The sequence below is a fragment of the Blautia sp. AF32-4BH genome (assembly GCF_003460565.1).
Lineage (GTDB): Bacteria > Bacillota > Clostridia > Lachnospirales > Lachnospiraceae > Fusicatenibacter > Fusicatenibacter saccharivorans.
Genome location: NZ_QTVL01000044.1, coordinates 1 through 1233 on the forward strand (window position 1 = coordinate 1; position 1233 = coordinate 1233).

General features: G+C 31.7%; 1 protein-coding gene. It reads right to left on the minus strand.

Annotation, left to right across the window (positions count from 1 at the left end):
- Window positions 1–657: 657 nt before the first annotated feature.
- Window positions 658–867, minus strand: a complete 210-nt coding sequence (locus DWZ44_RS18010) for a DUF6061 family protein (protein WP_176815408.1) — start codon at window positions 865–867, stop codon at window positions 658–660.
- Window positions 868–1233 lie beyond the last annotated feature (366 nt).

Sequence of the window (1233 nt, forward strand, 5' to 3'; positions counted from 1 at the left end):
CACCCTTTATTATCATAGAAGAATCTTATTTACAGACTTTTTCTCACAGTCTCGTTAAACAAAACGATATTGCTGAACAACTAATAATACTAACTATAATGTTGAACCAAGTATTAAATTTTCCATTTCCAAAGATATAATCATAACTTTTATTCTTCATTATAACCTCGTATATTTTTTAATATAGAAAAACTGCATCACAATATCGAACCAAAATATAAAAATCAATTTTATCTCTTTATCATAATTATATACATCAACTAACCACATTGTAAAGCAAAAAGCAAGCCATTTTCAGACTTGCTTTCCACCAGATTACTGCACCTTATTGCCAAATCATCTCCTTATTCAAAATTCCCTTTTCACACTCTTGTATAGTATTTATTTGCTACCCATTCCATCTGTTTATCTGCCTTCAACTCTTCCTTAATCCCCTGTGTCTATTTCATTTGCTCTACAATTGACTATTATTCCAGCGATTATATAAAAACCATAACCAATACAAAATATGGAAACGGTGCTTCTAACTATACCGCTAAAGCCTTTCGCCATTATCCCGAAAATAGTACTCCAGCAGAGAAATAGCGCCAGCAGACATAAAAAACTCGAACCCCTTGTAAAATGGGCATCAGAAGTTTTCTACCCGTTATTCTTGTTCTATAATTCAAGTGAATCTTCTGAATCTATCCACATCTGTAAATTGCCATCGAGATATAATCTTGCATATTCTAAAGGCTCATCCACAGCCAATGAAGTAAGCGCACATTCTGATCCATATGTGGTTTTTAAATCTTTTTCAGCTCCCCAGCAATCAATGCGAAGCATATATCCAACACTTGTGTAAACATCAATACTATCGTGTTTTATGTTGTATTATGCATAAATTGTTCTCATCGTATCTTATCTCTATTTTCTTTTAATAATCAGTTATAGAGTTAAATATCGAAAACATTTCAATCAGTTCACCATGTCGTTATTGTTATACTGTGTTATGAAATTTTCTTTCCCTTATTTTTTCCCATATTAAGATTCATGAAAGCTAATGGGAGAATATAACACAAAGGAAAGAGTAAGGGAAAGCTCACTTGCTACAAACTTAGTATTTTCAAGGGTTTGCGAAGAATTTGATAATCAAATATAACAGTTATTAAATTTCCTAAAATAAGTGCAATATCAACTGGAATTTATCTTTTATCAACGGGAAACGTATTAAACCACGCTCTTTCTTCAAAA